The organism is Emticicia agri, from assembly GCF_004168285.1.
Taxonomy (GTDB): domain Bacteria; phylum Bacteroidota; class Bacteroidia; order Cytophagales; family Spirosomataceae; genus Emticicia; species Emticicia agri.
Genome location: NZ_SEWF01000051.1, coordinates 1 through 15507, shown reverse-complemented (window position 1 = coordinate 15507; position 15507 = coordinate 1). Strand labels below are relative to the sequence as shown.

Genomic DNA, 15507 nt, shown 5'->3' with positions numbered 1-15507 from the left:
AGTGCTATGATTTGAAAAATCGGTATATAACAAAAAAATCCTGCCTCGTAAGAAGCAGGATTTTTTGATATATCAGGTAGGCTAAATCTTAGTTGAAGATGTAACGAAGACCAATTTGTGCTCCCCATGTATTAGTAGCAACAGGGTTAAGTTCGAAAGTTTCAGTTGGTAGTTTACCACCTACTTCAACCATCTGGAACATTGGCTGACCACTTGCATTTAGTCTGGTATATCTTAAAACAGCACCATTATTAACTACCTGACGGTAACGGTTACCCCAGCCTGAGTTTAATAAGTTACCAATATTAAGCACATCAACACTTAATTGAAGTGTGTTTTTCTGACCTTTTACATTGACATAAAAATCTTGTAATAATCTGAAATCAAAACGATGAACCCATGGCATAAGACCAGCATTTCTTTCTACGTATTGTCCTTTGATGCTGCTCAGGTATTTATCGTTATTTACCAGATTGAAGAAGGCAGTTGCTTGTTGTTGTGCAGTATATTTAACTGCGCCACTTGCTACAACATCTTCAAAGATAATTTCTGATTCGTTGGCAGGCACATATAATAAGTCTGCACCATTGATACCATCAGCATTCAAGTCGCCATTGTAAACATAAGATACGCGGCCCTGGTGTGAACCCTGATAGAATAATGAAACAGTAGTAGCAAGGAATTTTGTATATTCAAATTTGTAAGAGGCTGAACCTACTATGCGGTGGGGAACAGCATACTCACTGAATGCCAATGGCAAATCGTTCAGGCTTCCGACAGCTCTGTTGTTAGACCATGCAGAGGCTGCTTGTGAACCAGGGTTACCTGTAAGGTCTTTTACATTATTGAAAGCATAAGCTATGCTACCAAAGAAGTTTCTGTAACGTTTTTTAGCTTCTGCCGTAATTGTCCAGCCACCACCGTTTTTAGTGTTGTCAAGTACCATTGCTTCAGAAATAGCCGAATTTACTCTTCTGGTTGATGAACTGTAAAGAGGTCTTTTATCAGGTCCGGCAAGATTTCCAATCGGATTATTTAAGTTTACGTTTCTTTGGTAAACCGTTACTAAATCTTTAGAGTAAATGGCTTCAACTGTTAAATCAATATCGCCAATAATTCTTTTATCTACTGCAAGGTTTGTTCTCCAGATTTGTGGCATTTTAAAGTCAGGAGAAACCGCCGCTATACTGCTTGGGGCAGTTTGACCTGCCACTTTAGGTAATTTATCCAGATGTGCCGCAGGGTCTTTGCTGAATGGGAAATTTGCCAAAGCTGAAGTACTAACAGTTTCATAAGTAAACTGAACCATACCACTATTGGTAGGTTGGTTAGTAAACCATACAAATGGAAGACGACCGTTGAAAATACCTGTTCCTCCACGCACCTGCCAGCCTTTGTCAGACCAGTTGAAACCTACACGAGGAGAGAAAGCTGGTTTAGATTTTGGCCACAATCCGGTATTAATTTTCTCGCCATCTTTAAAAGTAAGCGCTGTAATAGCCGGGTTCTCTACAGGAGCTACAGGGTAGAAAGGCATATCTACACGTACACCAGCCGTTAATTTTAATTTACCGTTTACTGCAAAATCATCTTGCAAATAAGCAGAACCTTGTCCGAATGTTAAGTCAGCAATCGGAGTTTTACCACCAGGTAGCAAGCTATAAGTATAGGCATAAGCCGCAGGAGTAGCACCATTGATAAAATCATCTACAGAGTTGTAACGATAGTAGCTTGTACCATAACGTAAGAAACTATTACCAAAATACATATTCTCGTAAGCAACACCAGCCAAGATAGTGTGTTTGCCAGCGTAATACGTTAAGTTATCGATGATATTAAGTGTTGGATTTTTTACATCGTTATTGTATGAGAAAAGTTCATAACCGAAGCTGATGTAAGAATCGTTATCTTTTTTAATATCAACAAAAGGGAACAAAGAGCTTTTTGAAGTACGGGTGTCTTGTACCAACGTATAAGTAGCCAACAATTGGTTTGACAACTTGCTACTGAATGTAGAGTTCAACTCAGCCGCTAATGAATTTACTTTGTTTAAGAAACCATAATTAGAGTTTGCATAAGTCAAAGAGTTCTGGCTGACACGGTTTGAAGTAGAACGTGGGTTTGGTGCACTTGTACCATTGATTAACTGGTCATCAGTATTATTAACAGTCGAATAACGGATATTGAATTTATGATTGTTACTGATGTTCCAGTCTAAACGAGCCATTATTTTGTAGTTCTGAAGCGTGAAGTTATCACCATAACCTTCATAAGGGCCAGTTTCGTAACCATAAGTATTTCTCAGGAAAGTAGAAACTCTCTCTAAATCTTCAGCTGTAGTTCTTGATACGTTTGAGCCTGTAACACCCGGGCGAGAAGCAATCCAGTTGAAACCTGGTCTTACGTTTTTCTCATATTCACCACTTACAAAGAAGAATAATTTGTTTTTGATGATTGCGCCACCGATTGTTCCACCATAAATATTGTTGGTAGTTTTGGCTGCTGCAGGTAGCTCTGTATCACCTACTTTGGTTCCGTTGAATGACTGGTCTCTGTAGTAAGTGTATAAACTTCCTTTAAACTGGTTTGTACCACTTTTGGTTACTACGTTTATACCAGCACCGGTAAAGTTTGCCTGACGTACATCATAAGGGGCAATATTTACCTGAACTTCTTCAATAGCATCTAAAGAGATTGGTTGCGCCGAACCACCCGGTAGGTTGGCATCACTCAGACCAAAGTTGTTGTTGAAGTTAGCACCATCAATAGTAATATTGTTGAAACGACCATCACGTCCGGCAAAACTTGAACCATTTGATTGTGGTGTAAGACGTGTAAAATCGTTGATACTTCTGCTGATAGTTGGTAAGCTACGCAATTGAGTACCATTGATATTGGTGGCAGCACCCGTTCTGTTTGTGCTGAAAACATCACTTCTTATAGTAGATACTGTAACCTCCTGAAGAGCAGTTCCTTCTTCAGAAAGTACGGCATCAACGTTAGCCGCTGTTCCTAAACTTGCAGTAATTCCGTCTTTTACTACATCTTTATATCCTACAAATGTGAAAGTAACTTTGTAAGGACCACCAATACGTACCGAAGGAAGCGTATAAAGACCAGAAATGTTTGTAACCGTACCGTATTTTGTACCAGAAGGTTCATGTACAGCAACTACCGTCGCACCGGGCAATGCTTCACCCTTGTTGTCAGTTACAGTACCCGTAATAGAAGAGGCCGTAACCTGAGCAAAGCCTTGAAAAGCAAATAAAATTCCTACAAGAAGTGTGAACACCCCTCGCAAAAAAGTAGATTTTTGCATCATGTTTTTTTTGGAGTTAGAAATGTTTGAAGTAAAATTCATCAAGCAGATTATATCATTATTGGTACAAAGGTCTTAAAAAAATCGCCTAAAAAAAAACAAGCACCTATGTGTTTTGGTAACATAAGTGCTTCGTTTATAGTAATTTATATAATATTTAATAGGAAATATTGTTTAAGTACTATTTTATTGTGTTAAGAAATTGTTATGCTTGCCTAATACTTTTAAGAACCCATAATATTATGACCCATTTTGTCTCTTTTGGTTTGTAGGTATTTTTCATTATATGGATTAGCAGAAACTTCGATAGGAATAGTGTCAACAATCTCCAAACCATAGCCGATTAGCCCAGCTCTTTTCTTAGGGTTATTAGAAATCAATTGAATCTTTTTCACTCCTAAATCTCTCAATATCTGAGCCCCTACACCATAGTCTCTTTCATCCATTTTAAAACCTAATTCAAGGTTGGCTTCTACGGTGTCTCTGCCCATTTCCTGTAGCTTATATGACTTCAGCTTATTCAGCAACCCAATACCGCGCCCTTCCTGGTTCATGTATAAGACAATGCCTTTACCATTTTTTTGTACCATTTCCATAGAGGCGTGCAATTGTGGGCCACAATCACAACGGCATGAGCCAAAGATATCTCCGGTAACACAAGAAGAATGTACACGCACCATTACAGGTTCATTAGGCTCCCATGTGCCTTTGATTAAAGCCAGGTGTAACTGGTCATTGTCTAACTGGCGGTAGGCTATCATATCAAAATACCCAAATTCGGTAGGCATTTCTACCCCAATTTCTCTTTTGATTAACGATTCTTTTTTCAGCCGATACTCTATCAGGTCTTTTATGCTGACTAATTTCATACTAAACTTGTCGGCAATTTCACGCAATTGTGGTAAACGTGCCATTGTACCATCTTCATTCAGAATTTCAATCAAGACACCTGCGGGTTTTAATCCTGCCAGAACTGCTAAATCAATTGTAGCTTCGGTATGCCCGGTTCTGCGTAAAACACCGCCATCAACGGCTTTCAAAGGAAATATATGCCCTGGGCGTCCAAAGTCTTCGGGCTTCGTATTTGGGTCAACCAATGCCTGTATTGTCTTGGCACGGTCGCTGGCAGAAATACCCGTGGTACAGCCATTGCCTAATAAATCTATAGATACGGTAAAGGCGGTTTCGTGTTGGGCAGTATTTTTACCTACCATCATGTTTAATTCCAACTCTTCACAACGTTTGGCGGTTATAGGGGTACACATCAGGCCACGTCCCTCCTTTACCATAAAATTGACCATTTCGGGGGTCGTCTTTTCGGCAGCGCACACAAAATCACCTTCGTTTTCACGGTCTTCGTCATCTACAACTATTACTATTTTTCCATTGCGAATATCCTCAATCGCATCTTCTATACGGTCTAACATTATAATAAACAATTATGCTGGTTTTGTTTGTAAAACAGATTGTGTGGCGAAATCGTTTGTAAAGGTACGAGTTTTCGATAGAACAGTTGTAATATTGCCATAATTGCCCTTCTGAATTTTAAATAAAAGCGTATAATGACCCCGCAAAACCTGAAAATCAGTTTACTTGAACAGAAAGATTTTGAAAAACTACAGAGTTATCTGAACGCTCTGAGTGCCACTACACGTAGCAGATTTGCTCCTCATGCTTTTGATATGGCAACAATACAGCAGTTTTATTTGCCCGAAAACCACAACACAGCATTTATTATGATGAACGAATCCGAAGAGGAGATTATAGCATATGCCATTATTAAAAAAGGGTATGTGCTTAAAGATAAACTGCGCTTAGAAAATTATGGGATACCCTTGTATACTGAAACTGATTGTACTTTTGCTCCTTCAATCAGTGACGCCTGGCAGGGCAAAGGTTTAGGGAAAGTGCTATTTGCTTATATTAAAAGCGAATTGAAGGAGCAAGGTATGAAAAGAGTGATTCTTTGGGGTGGGGTACAGGCTTTAAACGAAAGGGCAGTGCATTTTTATCTGAATCTTGGATTCAAGAAATTAGGTGAGTTTGAAAAGAATGGAATGGGTAATTTTGATATGCTATTGGAACTATAATTAATGTTTTAAAAATAAACTTTCAAAAATTCTTGGAAGTTTATTTTCTGTTGCTTTATATTTGTACTATGAAAACTGAAGAAATCAGACAGCAATTTGTGCAGGCCTGGGGTGTGCTCGGAACCTCGTGGGGCATTAGTCGCTCTATGGCGCAGGTGCATGCTTTGCTTTTGTTGAGCAAAAGTGAGATGAGTACAGAAGAAGTAATGGAAGAACTGAAACTATCAAGAGGAAATGTGAATATGGTGCTAAGAGACTTGGTAGGGTGGAATCTGATATATAAACAAACTAAACCCGGAGACCGAAAGGAGTACTTTATAGCAGAGCACGATATATGGCAAATAGCAGTAAGGGTAATTACTGAGCGCAAAAAGCGAGAAATAATGCCTGCCAAACAGACAGTAAAAATGCTGATGGCTAATGCAACAGATACCAAAGATGCCGACCAATTGCACGTGAAAAATATGCTGAGCGAACTGAACAGTTTTATTGAGCAGATGGATACTTTAAGCGATTTATTATTGAAAGCAGAAAAAAATGCGCTTCTGAAAAATGTATTGAAATTGATGAGTTAATTTTTTTTGTAATGAACTTCCGAAAATTCTTGAAAATATGAGAACTTTAAATAATCATAAACTATTACTCGATGCAGATTGTCCTATGTGTCGGATGTATGGCAAAGGTTTTGAAAAAGCAGGATGGGTTGACAAAGAAACATACAGCCCTTATCAGTATTTTTCTGTTTCAGATGAATCTCCTATCGACATGGACAAGGCTCGTAACGAGATAGCTTTATTTGATACCCGGCACAATGAAGTAAAATACGGTATCGATGCACTCGAATATATAGTTACCCATAGATTTCCGGCACTTGGCCCGGTATTAGCATGGAAGCCTGTTGATTGTTTCTTACGCAAACTGTATAAGTTCATTTCGTTCAACCGTAAAGTAATTGCTCCCAGTGCAACAAAAGCAGGAGTAAAAGCCTGTGTTCCTGACCTGAATATTAAATATCGTTTACTCTATATTTTGTTGGTGGTCATTGCTTCATCAACGGTACTCTATTATTACACCCAACCGATTAATGCCGTTTTGGGCTGGCAAAATCATCTGGGTAGAGAGTTGATGATTTGTGTCGGGCAGATTCTCTGGCAGACAGTATTCTTATTCAGGCTGCTCAAAGACAAACTATTGGAATATCTGGGAAATATGATGACTGTTTCGATGATAGGCACTTTGCTCTTGTTGCCCATGCTCATCATCAAAGATTTATGGCCTTTTTATTACCTGATTTACTTTATGGCCGTAGTAAGTTTCATGCTTTGGGAACATGCCCGACGAAGCAAAGTTTTAAAAATTGGCTTTTGGCCTACTATTTCCTGGTTGGTGTATAGAATATTTGCTTTAGCCTTAATTATGCTTTTGAATGAACTTTAAACACGCAAACTGATGAAAATCGTGATTGCCGGAGGAACAGGCTTTTTAGGAAAGGCACTCCAAAAGTATTTTTCAGAGAAAAATAACGAGGTATTTATTTTAACCCGAAATCCCAAACAGCCTGATGAAATTTATTGGGATGCGGTATATTTAGGTGAATGGACTGAAATATTAGAACAGGCAGATGTATTGATTAACCTGACGGGCAAATGTGTTGATTGCAGATATACAGACGAGAACAGGAAAGCCATTCTTGAATCGAGAGTAAAGAGTACAGAAGTTTTGCAAAAGGCTATCAACCTGTGTAAAAATCCGCCGGACGTGTGGCTGAATTCAAGCAGTGCAACTATTTATGTACATGCTGAAACACAGTTGATGGATGAAGACAATGGTGTGATAGGAGATGATTTTTCGATGAATATCTGCAAAAACTGGGAACAGGCTTTTTTTGCAGATAATAGCGTACCCATCAGGAAAGTAGCTTTAAGAACTTCTATTGTATTGGGCAACGAGGGTGGGGGATTTCCTAAAATGAAAATGATAAGCAGATTAGGTTTAGGGGGAAAACAAGGGAACGGTCAGCAGATGATGAGCTGGATACATGAAAAGGATTTTTGCAGAGCCGTTGAATTTATTATTGAGCATCAAGAGTTGACTAAAAAAGTAAATATTACAACACCAAATCCTCTGAAAAATGAGGACTTTATGAAACATCTGCGCCAATCAATAGGTATGCCTATTGGCATCAATAGCCCTGTTTTTCTTTTAGAAATGGCTTCTTTATTTATCAGAACCGAAACAGAGTTGTTGTTAAAAAGTAGAAATGTATATCCTAAAAGATTATTAGAAAACGGATTCAAGTTCGAATTTCCGACTATCAATCAGGCTTTTGCAGATTTGAACTAACAAAAAATGGAGCAATAACAATCACCTGATTGACATCATATTGTCTCCGAACTGTGTTATCAAGTACACAGATAATAGACATAATTTAAGTACCGTTTAATAATGACAAGCTATTTAACTTGTCATTTATTTTTTTAATATATAACATTGAACCGTTAAAATAAAAGAGTGATAGATACTGATATTTGCTGAAAATCCACTTTTTAAATATAAAACCGGGCTTTCCCATCTACAATTTTATGAAAACTACAATTCTAATAGGCTTCTTAGCTTTTACACTGACAGGTTGCTCATTTATTAAGTCTCTTAAACCTAAAGAAACCTTTTTTTGCAAAGTAAATGGCGAGAAGTTTAAACCTGATAAAGATACCTCTCCGGTTGGAAGTATAGGGTCAGACCCTTTAAGTGTTCAATTTGATAGAACCAATGGCTGGTTCTCAATTGTAGTTAGAAAGGTACCAAATGCAATATCTTTAATAATTAAAGTAATTCCTAATGAACCGTTGGAGTTGAAGGAGTATAAATTATCGGATAATACTCAACAATCAAAAGCCTATTATAATTTAAATTATGCAGAACAGTACTCAGAAGCCTTAATTTCAAATTCAGGTATATTCAGAATAACGAAAATAGATGGTTATAACTTATCAGGTACATTTGAATTTATATGTAAGAGTGCCAAAACTGGGAAGGAGTACAAAATAACTAATGGAGAGTTTAACGATATTTCCTATTATTAGTCATACTTTTTATATTAGTCTCACTGCTAATCTTTACTCTGATGAAAATGATTTTTACTTTTACTCTATGCACTTTGTGCTATTTTGCTCATGCCCAGCAGCCATGTCCGCCTGACGTTCCTTATAAAGAAACTGCATATCATATACTAAAAAATCTTGACAAATCGCAGATTCCTACAGGGGTTCTTTATGAGAATGTATTACCTCTTGCCAATATTTATCAATATACTGGTAATAGCAATACAGATACCTCTAATACTGCTCATTTTTGCAAGCATATTCTGAAATATACTTATCTGCATCTATCAATGTAGGTATGAAGCATTATTTCACAAGCAATGCAATTTTTTGCTCGTCCGCATAATCAACCAAGCAATCTTTTGCAAGGATTTTTAGGCTATTGCAACTAAATAATCGAAATATTAACAAAGCAGATTTGAACTAACAAAAAATGGAGGTCTCAGACCTCCATTTTTTATACACGATTTTTTAAGAACGCTTATTTTTTGTCAAAATCTCTGTGATTGGCTTCTTCATACAATCTTTCTTTCGGAAGACTTTTGAAATAATCATAGGTAATGGCTAAACCTTCTGCGCGGGTTACTTTTGGCTTCCAGCCTAATATTTCTTTGGCTTTGGTAATATCGGGCTGACGTTGCTTAGGGTCGTCTTTGGGCAATGGTTTATACACAATCTTCTGGTCAGTACCTGTCAATTTTATGATTTCTTCCGCAAATTGTTTAATCGTAATTTCTGCCGGATTACCGATATTAACCGGATAAGCATAATCAGATAATAACAGGCGGTAGATACCTTCAACTAAATCGGCTACAAAACAGAAAGAGCGTGTTTGTGAGCCATCTCCGAAAATCGTTAAATCTTCGCCACGCAATGCCTGACCAATGAACGCAGGTAATACACGACCATCATTCAGACGCATACGAGGTCCATAGGTATTAAAAATACGCACAATTCTGGTTTCAAGACCATGATAGGTATGATAGGCCATTGTCATGGCTTCCTGAAAGCGTTTGGCTTCGTCGTACACCCCACGAGGGCCAACCGGGTTTACGTGTCCCCAGTACTCTTCTGTTTGTGGGTGTACCAATGGGTCGCCATAGACCTCAGAAGTAGAGGCAATAATAACACGAGCTTTTTTTACGCGTGCCAGTCCAAGACAGTTATGGATACCCAATGACCCCACTTTCAGGGTCTGAATCGGGATTTTCAGATAATCAATCGGGCTGGCCGGTGAGGCAAAATGCAGAATATAGTCTAATTCGCCCGGCACATGAATAAACTTGCTTACATCGTGGTGATAAAATTCAAAATTCGGATGTTTAAACAAGTGTTCGATATTGCGCAAATCTCCTGTAATAAGATTATCCATCGCAATTACGTAGAACCCTTCTTTGATAAACCTATCGCAAAGGTGTGAGCCTAAAAATCCGGCGCCACCAGTAATGAGAACTCTTTTCATAGAAATTATAGTTAATTTCCCCTGTATGCTAAATAATAGGAGGGAAAGCAAAACCGGATAGGGGAGGTTTATACCTGATTACTTTCCTGCTGAGTTTATTAAGCTTTTGCTGTTTCTCTACCAATACTGAAATACGTATAACCTAACTCTTTCATGTCTTTCAACTCGTATAGGTTACGACCGTCAAATATTACCTTGTTTTTTAAAGTACCTTCCATTTTCTCAAAGTCAGGTGTACGGAATTCAGGCCATTCGGTCATAATCATTAAGGCATCAGCACCTTGAAGTGCTTCGTAAGGATTTTTGGCATATTTTACTTTTTTGCCTACTACCTCACGAACATTTTCCATAGCTTCAGGATCATATACTACTACTTTAGCGCCTGCTTTTCTTAGTTCTTTAATGTTGTACAAAGCCGGTGCTTCACGAATATCATCCGTATGTGGTTTAAATGCCAATCCCCACAAAGCAATGGTTTTACCTTTTAAATCGCCATTGAAATATTTTTTCAGGTGCGGCATTAATTTGGTTTTTTGCTTCTCGTTTACTTTCATTACCGATTTCAGAATCTTGAAATCATAATCATAGTCGCTGGCCGTTTTTTCCAAAGCCTGTACATCTTTCGGAAAACAACTACCGCCATAACCGATTCCGGCAAATAAGAAACGTTTACCAATACGGCTATCTGTACCAATTCCTCTGCGAATATCATCTACATTGGCATTTGTTTTTTCGCAAAGGTTAGCAATCTCATTCATAAATGTAATTTTCATTGCCAAAAAGGCATTTGCGGCGTATTTGGTCATTTCAGCCGAACGTTCATCCATAAAGATAATCGGATTGCCCTGACGAACCAAAGGAGCATACAATTTCTCCATTACCCTTTTGGCTTTTTCTGACTTAGTGCCAATTACTACACGGTCAGGTTTCATAAAGTCTTCTACGGCTACACCCTCTCTCAGAAACTCAGGATTTGAAACTACATCAAATTCAACTTTAGCGTTTTTGGCAATACGCTCGTGCACTTTTTCGGCAGTACCTACAGGTACAGTACTTTTATCAATAATAACTGTATAGTTTTCTAATATCGGACCTAAGTCGTTGGCAACGCCTAAAATGTATTTCAAGTCAGCAGAACCGTCTTCACCCGGAGGGGTTGGCAGGGCTAAGAAAATAACCTGTGCTTCTTTAATACCTTCGGCAAGATTGGTAGTAAATTTCAAACGACCTTCTTTCGTATTACGCTCAAAGATAACATCAAGACCCGGTTCGTAAATAGTCAATTTACCTTTATTTAGTTTTTCAACTTTACGACTGTCAATATCTACACAAGTTACCTGATTACCTGTTTCAGCAAAACAGGTACCTGTAACTAAGCCTACATAGCCTGTTCCAACAACTGCAATTTTCATATGATATGTGTTTCAGAATTTAGAAATTTGTTTACTGTTTTTTAAAGCAAAAAATATGCCGTAAAATTAGATTTTTTTTTGACAATACTTACAAGTGTCATTATTAAAAAATGAAAAATTATTTTCAAAAATAGGTACTTAAGAGATAATTGCCTCAATTAAGTCTATATTTTTAATAACCAAAGGTGGTTTTTTTATTGAGTGGCATTATTGGCTTTATGAGAAAAAAACAAGATTGCATTTTTAACTGTCGAAGCCTTCTGAAATTCGTCTGATAGTTAAAATTCACTAAGCGTTTCTGATAGCTTATACTTAAGCCTGAGGATTTATCGTTTTTAATGGAATTTTCATGAGACCAAACTTGCATTGAAAAGTTTTTCTTGCGTAATTACATTGTCCAATTTATTGACAACCCTTAAAATTATACTACGACATTGAATAGAAGAGATGCCATGCAAAGAGTGGCCTTCCTGATGGGAGGTGCTTTGTCTGCCCCTACAATGATTGCCATGTTGGAAGGTTGTACGCCTAATACAGCCACAGAAGCAGCCAATTCAGCTTTTTCTTTTTCTACTGATTACAAAAGTTTAGTTTCTGAAATTGCCGAAATAATTATTCCTAAAACCTCTACCCCCGGTGCTAAAGATGCGGGCGTAGGGCCGTTTATTGAAATGATGCTGAAAGATTGCTATACAGAGGCGCAACAGAAACATTTTATAAAAGGACTGGATTCGCTGGAGGAAAGTTCTAAAGAACAGTTTGGGAAAAAATTTCTTGAGGCTACACCTGAACAACAAACAGCTCTTCTGAAGAAGTTTGAGCAATTGTCTATGACCGAACTGAAAGAAAACGAGCAGCCTAAGAAAATAGTAGATAACGAAACAGGTCTGGTAAAAGACCCGAAAGACCCTGATCCTAAAAAAAGTGAGAAAACCAAGCAGGTGCCTCCTCCGGTACCTTTCTTCAAATTAATGAAAGAATTGACTTTATTGGGGTACTTTACGTCGGAAGCAGGTGCTAAAAACGCATTGGCCTATGTAGCAATACCGGGTAGATATGAAGGCTGTGTGAAGATGACTCCGGGACAAAAAGTTTGGGCTTTGTAAAAATTTAAAGACATTCAACCTACGACAAATGAATATTCAAGGAAAATCAAAAGAACAAATGACTTACGACGCCATCGTTGTAGGGTCAGGTATATCAGGTGGTTGGGCTGCCAAGGAACTTTGCGAAAAAGGTCTCAAAGTTTTAATGCTTGAGCGTGGACGTGATATTAAGCACATAACAGGCTACGAAACAGCAGGGAAAAATCCATGGGATTTCCCTCACAGAGGCAAAGTGGATAATATGGCGAGAGAGGAGTATTGGGCCAATGTACGTACAGGATATACAGCCAACGAAGAGCACCGCCATCATTTTGAAAACGATAAACAAAATCCTTATCTTGAAAAACGTGGTTTCGACTGGATACGCGGGTACCATGTAGGAGGCCGTTCTTTAATGTGGGGCCGGCAAAGCTATCGTTGGAATGAGAAAGATTTTACAGCTAATATAGAAGATGGACATGGCATTGACTGGCCTATCCGTTACAAAGATTTAGCACCTTGGTATAGCTATGTAGAGACTTTTATAGGCGTAAGTGGTTACAAAGAAGGGCTTGATGTATTGCCTGATGGTAATTTTCAGCCGGGTATGGAAATGAACTGCGTAGAAAAAGAAGTACGTAACTCTATTCAGAAAAAATTCAATGGCCGCCATGTAACCATTGGTCGTACAGCGCATATAACCAAGCCTACACAGATACAGACCGAATTAGGACGGGTTTCGTGCCAGTACCAGAATGCCTGTATGCGTGGTTGTCAGTTTGGCGCTTATTTCAGTACACAATCGGGTACTTTACCTGCTGCTAACAAAACGGGTAATCTGACTTTAATGGCTGATAAAATTGTATATGAAGTAATATTTGATGATGAAAAGGGTAAGGCAGTGGGTGTAAAAACCATTGACCAGAATACCAAAGAGCAAATGGATTTCTTCTCAAAAGTTATCTTCCTGAATGCTTCGGCTATTAATTCGGCATGGATACTGATGCAGTCGAAATCTAAAACTCATCCGAATGGTTTAGGTAATGAGTCTGACCAGTTAGGGAGAAATATCATGGACCACCACCTGAGTGTAGGAGCGTCGGGTACTTTTGAGGGTATGGAAGATATGTATTACTATGGCCGTCGTGCCAATGGTGTATATATTCCTCGCTTTACCAACTGGGGTAGTGATAAGAAAAGAGACTTTGTAAGAGGATTTGGCTATCAGGGTGGTGCAAGTCGTGAGGGTTGGGGTAGAGGAAACTACAAAGATGGCTTTGGTGCTGAGTTTAAGGAAATGATTACGCAACCAGGCCCATGGACTTTTGGTATTGGAGGTTTCGGAGAAACATTACCTGACGAAAACAACCGTTTCACGCTTTCGAACCAGAAAGATAAGTGGGGCTTACCTGTGGTTGAATTTGATGCAGCCTGGGGTGAAAATGCCTTGAAGATGCGTGTAGCCATGATGAACGAAGCCGCAGAAATGCTGGAAGCTGCAGGTCTGAAAAATATCAATGCTTACAATAATCCGGGGCCGAATCCGGGTATTGGTATTCACGAGATGGGTACGGCTCGTATGGGTAGAGACAAGAAAACATCAGTATTGAATGCGAATAATCAGGTTTGGGGTGCTCCGAACGTATTTGTTACTGATGGTGCAGCTATGACCTCTGCCTCCTGTGTAAACCCCTCTTTAACTTATATGGCATTGACTGCCCGTGCAGCAGATTTTGCAGTGAAAGAGTTGAAGAAAATGAATATCTGATGTATTGTATCACGATTTTTTAAATCGTTTACTACAGTTATTAAAAGACGATTTGGAAAATCGTGTTATAAAGCAAAACATGAGTCATCCCGAATTTTGGGTAATACTTAAATGAATTAATGCATTCAAACAATTGGAGATGGCTAATCTCAATCTGTAAATCGGTATCGAAGCATTTCGGTACCGATTTCCTGTTCTATGACACCAGTTTTTGAGCAGGATAGGGATAAAACTACTCCAGTTTCTGAGCATCGATAGTAAGAAGTCATAGACAAGTGTCACAATGGCCATTAATTTGAGTCTATTTTCCCAAAACCAAAGTCTGGGTGATTCTAACCCCAATTCTGCTTTCCCTACTCTGAAAGTCTGTTCTATGTTCCATCGATGCATATAAGAATGGAGCATCTGCCAGGCATCTTTGTTGGATAAAACAATACAACAAGTAAGCAGATACATAGGTGCTTGCCGTCCTTTTTTGTCTCTTACTACAATCAGGTAAAGTTCTTTATCAGGGAATTCAGGATGAATCACTGCACAGAAAGCAATACCGATGTGTTTAGTAATTTTACGTTGGGTATCCAATACTACTTTTCTGGCAGAAGATTTTAAATACCGAGCAATCTGATGCGTCTGTTTAGTACCTTTTTGTGGATGAATGAGCAAAATATTCTTTTTCCAACGAACCAGAAAATCCTGTTCAAAGTGCATCATCCATTCAATAGTCCATGCAGAAGCATAGCCTCTGTCAAGTACATGTAAAACCTTTACGATGAGTGACTTGTTGAGTTTTTTGAGCATTCGGAACATGATATTCGAAGCCAATTCCTTGTATTTACCTCTACTGGTCCACCAACTCATTTGACACACCGAGGGGATTTCTCCCAAAGCTGATACCATCGTAGCTGTCCAATGAAAACCTGGTACACAAATCCGACTGGCTGGTGGATGGTAAAAACCTTTCTTGATTTTGGTTAATCGTTTCCCTTTGCTACTTTCTACACTACATAAGCCCTCCATGAACCAAGACTCTGGTTTTTCTATCCGACTATCATCCCACAATAACAGTGGACGAAGACCTCTTGCCTGTAAATCTCTGATGCGTTCTTTGGCCTTTGCAAACAAAAAATTGTCAACTAATTTACTTTCCCATTTCTTACTCCGAAGTAGATTACTGATGCGTTTGGTGCCTGCTGGGGCATGGGCAAAACCACAGATGTAAGCCCCTAACTCGCTTAATAATAAACCCATTTTCTGATTGCGGAAAACCAGT

General features: G+C 38.6%; 13 protein-coding genes. 8 read left to right on the top strand and 5 right to left on the bottom strand.

Annotated elements, in window-relative coordinates; genetic code table 11:
- Window positions 1-88: 88 nt before the first annotated feature.
- Together EWM59_RS23095 and EWM59_RS23090 are read right to left on the bottom strand one after the other, a co-directional pair.
- Window positions 89-3322, bottom strand: coding sequence for a TonB-dependent receptor (locus tag EWM59_RS23095; protein ID WP_229239416.1), 3234 nt, complete (start codon window positions 3320-3322; stop codon window positions 89-91).
- A 221-nt stretch (window positions 3323-3543) separates the two neighbouring features.
- Window positions 3544-4746, bottom strand: coding sequence for a bifunctional 3,4-dihydroxy-2-butanone-4-phosphate synthase/GTP cyclohydrolase II (locus EWM59_RS23090; protein WP_130023620.1), 1203 nt, complete (start codon window positions 4744-4746; stop codon window positions 3544-3546).
- Window positions 4747-4881: 135 nt separating this feature from the next.
- On the opposite strand from EWM59_RS23090, the gene EWM59_RS23085 reads away from it, so the two are divergent.
- The 6 genes from EWM59_RS23085 to EWM59_RS23060 all read left to right on the top strand — a co-directional run bounded on the left by EWM59_RS23085 (window position 4882) and on the right by EWM59_RS23060 (window position 8806).
- Window positions 4882-5409: a GNAT family N-acetyltransferase gene (locus EWM59_RS23085; protein WP_130023619.1), complete on the top strand. Its 528-nt coding sequence runs from the start codon at window positions 4882-4884 to the stop codon at window positions 5407-5409.
- Between the two features lie 68 nt (window positions 5410-5477).
- Window positions 5478-5984, top strand: coding sequence for a GbsR/MarR family transcriptional regulator (locus tag EWM59_RS23080; protein ID WP_130023618.1), 507 nt, complete (start codon window positions 5478-5480; stop codon window positions 5982-5984).
- A 37-nt stretch (window positions 5985-6021) separates the two neighbouring features.
- Entirely contained in the window at window positions 6022-6846 is an 825-nt protein-coding gene (locus EWM59_RS23075) for a thiol-disulfide oxidoreductase DCC family protein (RefSeq protein ID WP_130023617.1), read from the top strand.
- 12 nt (window positions 6847-6858) lie between these two features.
- Entirely contained in the window at window positions 6859-7752 is an 894-nt protein-coding gene (locus EWM59_RS23070; RefSeq protein ID WP_130023616.1) for a TIGR01777 family oxidoreductase, read from the top strand.
- Window positions 7753-7991: 239 nt separating this feature from the next.
- Window positions 7992-8492 carry a Riean_0653 family protein gene (locus EWM59_RS23065; protein ID WP_130023615.1) on the top strand — a complete coding sequence of 167 codons (501 nt, stop codon included), beginning with the start codon at window positions 7992-7994 and terminating at the stop codon, window positions 8490-8492.
- A 41-nt stretch (window positions 8493-8533) separates the two neighbouring features.
- A complete protein-coding gene (locus tag EWM59_RS23060) occupies window positions 8534-8806 on the top strand; it encodes a hypothetical protein (protein WP_130023614.1) in 273 nt (90 codons plus the stop codon).
- Between the two features lie 185 nt (window positions 8807-8991).
- Here EWM59_RS23060 and EWM59_RS23055 read toward each other — a convergent pair whose 3' ends face one another.
- Both EWM59_RS23055 and EWM59_RS23050 read right to left on the bottom strand, forming a co-directional pair.
- On the bottom strand, window positions 8992-9972 hold the full coding sequence (locus EWM59_RS23055) for a UDP-glucuronic acid decarboxylase family protein (protein WP_130023613.1): 981 nt from the start codon (window positions 9970-9972) through the stop codon (window positions 8992-8994).
- A gap of 98 nt (window positions 9973-10070) precedes the next feature.
- Window positions 10071-11384: a UDP-glucose dehydrogenase family protein gene (locus tag EWM59_RS23050; protein ID WP_130023612.1), complete on the bottom strand. Its 1314-nt coding sequence runs from the start codon at window positions 11382-11384 to the stop codon at window positions 10071-10073.
- A gap of 434 nt (window positions 11385-11818) precedes the next feature.
- Here EWM59_RS23050 and EWM59_RS23045 point away from each other — a divergent pair, with 434 nt between their 5' ends.
- Both EWM59_RS23045 and EWM59_RS23040 read left to right on the top strand, forming a co-directional pair.
- A complete protein-coding gene (locus EWM59_RS23045) occupies window positions 11819-12490 on the top strand; it encodes a gluconate 2-dehydrogenase subunit 3 family protein (protein WP_130023611.1) in 672 nt (223 codons plus the stop codon).
- Between the two features lie 28 nt (window positions 12491-12518).
- The gene (locus tag EWM59_RS23040) at window positions 12519-14237 is read left to right on the top strand and encodes a GMC oxidoreductase (protein ID WP_130023610.1); all 1719 of its coding nucleotides are present in this window, start codon (window positions 12519-12521) and stop codon (window positions 14235-14237) included.
- Window positions 14238-14321: 84 nt separating this feature from the next.
- On the opposite strand, the gene EWM59_RS23035 is transcribed toward EWM59_RS23040, so the two are convergent.
- A partial coding sequence (locus EWM59_RS23035; protein ID WP_445447092.1) for a transposase occupies window positions 14322-15507 on the bottom strand: 1186 nt, incomplete at its 5' end.

Excerpts from the sequence above, each read along its gene's own strand:
- EWM59_RS23040 (WP_130023610.1), top strand. The coding sequence starts at position 12,519 with ATGAATATTCAAGGAAAATCAAAAGAACAAATGACTTACGACGCCATC.
- EWM59_RS23050 (WP_130023612.1), bottom strand. The coding sequence starts at position 11,384 with ATGAAAATTGCAGTTGTTGGAACAGGCTATGTAGGCTTAGTTACAGGT.
- EWM59_RS23055 (WP_130023613.1), bottom strand. The coding sequence starts at position 9,972 with ATGAAAAGAGTTCTCATTACTGGTGGCGCCGGATTTTTAGGCTCACAC.
- EWM59_RS23075 (WP_130023617.1), top strand. The coding sequence starts at position 6,022 with ATGAGAACTTTAAATAATCATAAACTATTACTCGATGCAGATTGTCCT.
- EWM59_RS23095 (WP_229239416.1), bottom strand. The coding sequence starts at position 3,322 with ATGATGCAAAAATCTACTTTTTTGCGAGGGGTGTTCACACTTCTTGTA.
- EWM59_RS23070 (WP_130023616.1), top strand. The coding sequence starts at position 6,859 with ATGAAAATCGTGATTGCCGGAGGAACAGGCTTTTTAGGAAAGGCACTC.
- EWM59_RS23090 (WP_130023620.1), bottom strand. The coding sequence starts at position 4,746 with ATGTTAGACCGTATAGAAGATGCGATTGAGGATATTCGCAATGGAAAA.
- EWM59_RS23065 (WP_130023615.1), top strand. The coding sequence starts at position 7,992 with ATGAAAACTACAATTCTAATAGGCTTCTTAGCTTTTACACTGACAGGT.
- EWM59_RS23080 (WP_130023618.1), top strand. The coding sequence starts at position 5,478 with ATGAAAACTGAAGAAATCAGACAGCAATTTGTGCAGGCCTGGGGTGTG.
- EWM59_RS23060 (WP_130023614.1), top strand. The coding sequence starts at position 8,534 with ATGAAAATGATTTTTACTTTTACTCTATGCACTTTGTGCTATTTTGCT.
- EWM59_RS23085 (WP_130023619.1), top strand. The coding sequence starts at position 4,882 with ATGACCCCGCAAAACCTGAAAATCAGTTTACTTGAACAGAAAGATTTT.